Source organism: Citrobacter sp. S55_ASV_140 (assembly GCF_018919505.1).
Taxonomy (GTDB): Bacteria; Pseudomonadota; Gammaproteobacteria; order Enterobacterales; family Enterobacteriaceae; genus Citrobacter; species Citrobacter werkmanii.
The window spans coordinates 1-5,059 of the sequence record NZ_JAHLQZ010000241.1; the positions used below are offsets into that span (position 1 = coordinate 1).

Sequence of the window (5,059 nt, forward strand, 5' to 3'; positions counted from 1 at the left end):
ACCCGCTGGTGCTGACTCAGAAGCGACTGGTGACATTTATCGCCGATAACTTCCGTCTGATGGCGATGGGTAAAATCGATGCCCATGAACTGGAAGGGATCCTCGATCAGGAACTGGATACCGCTGAAGAATCTTTGTTAACCCCTTCGCGCTCCTTGCAGCGTACCGCCGAGGCGATGCCTGGATTTGGTATTTGTGCTGCGGTATTGGGCATTATCATCACCATGCAGTCTATCGATGGCTCCATTGCGCTTATCGGTCTGAAAGTGGCGGCGGCGTTGGTGGGGACATTCTTAGGGGTATTCATCTGTTATTGCCTGATGGACCCGCTGGCAAACGCCATGGAACAGCAGGCGCGGGCAGAGCATTCGCTGCTCGAATGCGTACGTACCGTACTGGTGGCGCAAGCGGGCGGTAAACCGACGCTACTGGCGGTCGATGCTGGCCGTAAACTTCTCCATCTGGCCTCTAAACCCACTTTCGCCAATCTGGATGCGTGGGTTAATGCGATGCTGGAGCAGGAATAAGCATGAGGAAGGGGCCAAATCGTCGCGATCGCGGCGCGAAAACCACCATTATCCGCCGACAAATTAAAAAGAACCATGCAGGTCATCATGGCGGGGCGTGGAAGGTCGCCTTTGCCGACTTTACGCTGGCGATGATGGCGCTGTTTATGACGCTGTGGATTGTGAACAGCGTCAGCAAGGCTGACCGCGAAAATATCGTGGCGGCGCTGCATGGCCAGTCAATCTTTAACGGTGGCGGTATGGCGCCGTTAAACAAGCTGGGCAAACTGCCGATAGCGCCAGGCGCGCAGAAGAAAAACGTCACACGCAACAAGCTTGATAAAACCGTGAATCCACAGGAGACGGCGAGGATCACGGAAGAGAACGCTAAAAAGGCGCTGGATGTGAATGAGAAAACGGCGTTACTGAAACAAAAATCAGCCCAGGAGTTAGGCGAGCTGGCGACCGACATTAACGTCATTGCCCGCAAGGCGCATATGGAGACCAACCTTGAGATGGAGATTGTTCCTCAGGGGTTGCGCGTACTGATTAAAGATGATCAGAACCGTAATATGTTCGAACGCGGTAGCGCCAAAATTATGCCGTTCTTTAAATCGCTGCTGGTTGAGCTGGCCCCCGTGTTTGACTCGCTGGACAATAAGATCATCATCACCGGGCATACGGACGCGATGAGCTATAAGAGTAACATTTACAACAACTGGAACCTGTCAGGCGACCGCGCATTGTCTGCTCGACGCGTACTGGAAGATGCCGGAATGCCGCAGAATAAAGTTATGCAGGTCAGCGCAATGGCCGACCAAATGCTGCTGGATGCGAAAAATCCGGAAAGCGCCGGCAACCGTCGCATTGAGATCATGGTATTAACGCAAAGCGCTTCTGATACGCTGTATCAATATTTTGGCCAACACGGCGAGAAGGTCGTACAACCGCTGATTGATAAGCTGGACAAACAAAAGCAGGTGACTTCTTTACGTCAACATTCTGCTCCCGTCACTCATTAATTTGATTCCCGGTCCTCCACGCAACGTGGGGGGCAAATTATCCCGCAGGAAGGCAATGTGATAGATGTAACCCATATTATTCCATTGGATATTCATACTGATAACGTCACGGATGTGGCCTGTCAGGGCGCGCATTTCGACCAGATTTCAGGGATCTGGTACACCGAACCTCATGAGCTAAACGGGGGGCTTCGTGACTATGTCTATAACACCGACAGTTTTAACATCGTCGCGCCGTACTATCTGGTAATTACCTCGAAGATGAACTGCTGGAACTGCCACCAGCTCACTCATATTCACGGAGTGATGTTTACCCGGTTTATTAGAAAGGAGCATGATGGCCAAGGCTGGCAATCTATTCGACGGAATACCTTTCTGTTTCATATTAATTCTCTGCCTGAAGAGATAAAAAAGAACATTAAGGCCAGCAATTACTATCTGGATAAAAGTAAAACCACCGGGCTACGTTATTGGATGAATCATTGTGAAATTTGTGGAGAGCGTCTGGGTGACTATGAGCTTTTCTGCGTGGAAAATGATGCATTTCGCCTGATGACGATCGAAAAATTGCTGCGGGCAAAGATTCGCAAAGTGAATAAGCTTTTTGTCAGTACGGCGGGTAATCCCGCAGAACATAAGACCACGGACATCGTACGTTACCTGTGCGATGCGCGCTTTGTCATGAATGGTCCAGCGTAAGGCATAATCAGACTTCTCACACCATAAAAATACTGTATACTTAAACAGTGTTGTGGGAGGCGAGTCATGCGCAAAATCATACATGTTGATATGGACTGTTTTTTCGCGGCGGTGGAAATGCGTGATAATCCAGCCCTGCGCGACATTCCCATTGCTATCGGCGGCAGTCGTGAACGCCGGGGCGTTATCAGCACGGCCAATTACCCGGCGCGTAAATTTGGCGTGCGTAGCGCAATGCCGACCGGAATGGCGTTAAAACTGTGCCCACATCTCACGTTATTGCCTGGTCGATACGAGGCTTATAAAGAAGCCTCCCGCCAGATTCAGGCGATCTTCTCCCGTTATACCTCGCTCATCGAACCTCTTTCGCTGGACGAAGCCTACCTGGATGTGACCGACAGTGCTCACTGTCACGGTTCCGCCACGCTGATAGCGCAGGAGATCCGCCAGACGATTTTCAACGAGTTACAGTTAACCGCCTCAGCCGGGATTGCGCCGGTTAAGTTTCTGGCAAAAATAGCCTCCGATCTCAATAAGCCCAACGGGCAATATGTCATTACCCCCGCTGATGTTCCCGAATTTCTCAGAACGTTGCCGTTAGGGAAAATACCCGGCGTTGGCAAAGTTTCTGCCGCTAAGCTGGAAGCGATGGGGTTGCGCACCTGCGAGGATGTTCAAAAATACGACCTGGCCATGTTGCTCAAACGGTTTGGTAAGTTTGGTCGCGTGTTGTGGGAACGCAGCCAGGGTATTGATGAGCGCGACGTCAACAACGACAGACTGCGCAAATCAGTCGGCGTCGAGCGTACGCTGGCAGAAGATATTCATGAATGGGCTGAATGTGAGGAGATTATTGAGCGTCTATATCCCGAACTGGAACGGCGTCTGGCAAAGGTAAAACCGGATCTGTTGATTGCCCGGCAGGGAATTAAACTCAAGTTTAATGATTTTCAGCAAACCACGCAGGAGCACGTCTGGCCGCGCTTAAGCAAAGATGACTTAATTGCGACAGCGCGCAAAACCTGGGATGAACGTCGGGGCGGGCGGGGCGTAAGGCTGGTGGGATTACACGTCACGCTGCTTGATCCACAGCTGGAAAGGCAACTGCTGCTGGGAATTTGACTCTGATGTATTGCCGGATGGCTGCGTAACCGCCTTATCCGGCCTACAAATCAGCGCGTAGGCCGGATAAGCGTAGCGCTATCCGGCATTTATTACAGAGACTTACTTCGCCGGAATCGACTTCAACAGTTCAGTCAGCAGCGTCCAGTAGTGGCCGACGCTTTCAATATGAACCTGCTCATCCGGGGAGTGCGGACCGGTGATAGTTGGCCCGATGGAAACCATGTCCATATCCGGATATGGTTTCTTGAACAGTCCACATTCCAGACCGGCGTGGATAATCTGGATGTTCGGCGTTTTGTTGAACAGACGCTGATAGGTTTCGCGAACCAGGTGCATAACCGGAGAGTTAGCATCCGGCTGCCAGCCAGGATACGCACCTTTGGCTTCGGTTTTGGCACCGGCGAGCTTGCCCAGTGAATCCAGCATGCTTACCACGTAGTCTTTACCGCTGTCGATCAGCGAGCGAACCAGGCAGTGGATCTGTACATTATCGTCAGTCATGGTCACGACACCGACGTTCAGGGAGGTTTCCACCACGCCTTTCGCCACGTCGGAATTGCGGATTACGCCGTTCGGGGTGGCGTTCAGCAGACGAACAAAGCTATCGCGAGACGGCGTGGTCAGGGCGGCTTTATCGTTGGCGACAGCATCCAGAAGCAGAGCAAGATTCTTCTCTTTGGCTTCCAGTTCGTTTTTCAGGATGTCCTGGTAAGTGTTAACCAGTGCTTTTAACGCATCAACTTTATCTGCGGCCACGGCGAGGGTCGCAAAGGCTTCACGCGGGATCGCGTTACGCAGCGTACCGCCGTTAAAATCAATCAGACGCAGATCCAGCTCTTCAGCGTGGCCCGCCAGGAAGCGTACCAACAGCTTGTTAGCGTTACCGAGACCAACGTGGATTTCACCGCCGGAGTGACCGCCTTTCAGACCTTTTAAGGTCAGCTTAAAGCTCTGGAAACCAGCCGGAACCGCCTCACGGGACAGCGGCAGGTTTGAGGTAAAGTCGATACCCCCTGCACAACCCATGTAGATCTCACCTTCTTCTTCAGAGTCGGTGTTGATCAGGATATCTGCCTGCAGCCAGTTTGCCTGCAAACCGAACGCGCCATCCATACCCGCTTCTTCGGTCATGGTCAGCAACACTTCCAGCGGACCGTGTACCACATTGTCATCCGCCAGTACGGCCAGCGCGGACGCCATACCGATGCCGTTATCCGCGCCCAGCGTGGTGCCACGGGCTTTCACCCATTCGCCATCAATATAAGGCTGGATAGGATCTTTGGTGAAGTCGTGCACGGTGTCGTTATTTTTCTGCGGAACCATATCCAGGTGCGCCTGCAGAACGACCGGTTTGCGGTTTTCCATGCCTGCAGTGGCAGGTTTGCGAATCAGGATATTACCGACCTGGTCGCGCTCGACGTGAAAACCTTTCTCCTGGGCCCAGCTCAGAATGTGTTCAGCGAGCTGCTCTTCATGGTAGGACGGGTGAGGAATAGAACAGATTTTGGCAAAAATATCCCACAGCGGTTGCGGGGATAACTGAGACAGTTCAGACACGTTGAGTCTCCTTGGCGGTGTCCTACAAAACTTGCTTGCAGTCCACGGGGTTAGCTGAATTAAAAACACCACAAGTCAGGCTTGCGCGATGCGATTGAGAATACCACTTTCTCCGCCGACGGCTAGCATAAAGCATGCAAAAAGAGGCGC

The 5,059-nt window shown here is 52.3% G+C and carries 5 protein-coding genes; 4 read left to right on the plus strand and 1 reads right to left on the minus strand.

The features are described from left to right. From KQJ18_RS21380 to dinB, 4 genes are all read left to right on the plus strand, one after another. Positions 1–527 (plus strand): MotA/TolQ/ExbB proton channel family protein (locus KQJ18_RS21380; protein ID WP_216422698.1); only part of this gene is annotated, 527 nt, incomplete at its 5' end. 2 nt (positions 528–529) lie between these two features. Beyond that, on the plus strand, positions 530–1,528 hold the full coding sequence (gene lafU / locus KQJ18_RS21385; protein ID WP_038637675.1) for a putative lateral flagellar export/assembly protein LafU: 999 nt from the start codon (positions 530–532) through the stop codon (positions 1,526–1,528). A 57-nt stretch (positions 1,529–1,585) separates the two neighbouring features. Further along, complete coding sequence (locus KQJ18_RS21390) at positions 1,586–2,227, plus strand: DNA primase (RefSeq protein WP_216422699.1); 642 nt, start codon at positions 1,586–1,588, stop codon at positions 2,225–2,227. A gap of 66 nt (positions 2,228–2,293) precedes the next feature. Continuing rightward, positions 2,294–3,349, plus strand: a complete 1,056-nt coding sequence (dinB, locus tag KQJ18_RS21395) for a DNA polymerase IV (protein WP_038637679.1) — start codon at positions 2,294–2,296, stop codon at positions 3,347–3,349. Between the two features lie 102 nt (positions 3,350–3,451). On the opposite strand, the gene pepD is transcribed toward dinB, so the two are convergent. After that, positions 3,452–4,909, minus strand: coding sequence for a cytosol nonspecific dipeptidase (gene pepD, locus KQJ18_RS21400; protein ID WP_137346873.1), 1,458 nt, complete (start codon positions 4,907–4,909; stop codon positions 3,452–3,454). Positions 4,910–5,059: the final 150 nt, after the last annotated feature.

Excerpts from the sequence above, each read along its gene's own strand:
- dinB (WP_038637679.1), top strand. The coding sequence starts at position 2,294 with ATGCGCAAAATCATACATGTTGATATGGACTGTTTTTTCGCGGCGGTG.
- lafU (WP_038637675.1), top strand. The coding sequence starts at position 530 with ATGAGGAAGGGGCCAAATCGTCGCGATCGCGGCGCGAAAACCACCATT.